The 233-nt window shown below is 55.4% G+C and carries 1 pseudogene; it reads right to left on the reverse strand.

What is annotated here, in order from left to right:
• Positions 1-233 (reverse strand): annotated as a pseudogene (locus FDX22_RS24110) (DNA-binding transcriptional regulator DsdC); the annotation flags it as partial.

Below are 233 nucleotides of genomic sequence, written 5' to 3' on the forward strand. Positions count from 1 at the left end.
GTAGCGACGGGTAAAGTCGCCGAGCGCCGGAACCAGCCAGCACTGGGCGATAGAAGGCCGTGAGTAGACGGTAAGCGTCCCGGACAGCTCCTGGTTTTTAATATCGAGGATTTCCTGATTCAACGTATCCAGCGACGATTTCAGCGCCCAGAACACCCGCTTACCCTCGTGGGTGAGTTCCACTTTACGGTGTGAACGGACAAACAGCTGAATGCCCAGCTCATCTTCCAGTT

It is taken from the genome of Citrobacter sp. TBCS-14, from assembly GCF_005280805.1.
Taxonomy (GTDB): Bacteria; Pseudomonadota; Gammaproteobacteria; order Enterobacterales; family Enterobacteriaceae; genus Citrobacter; species Citrobacter gillenii.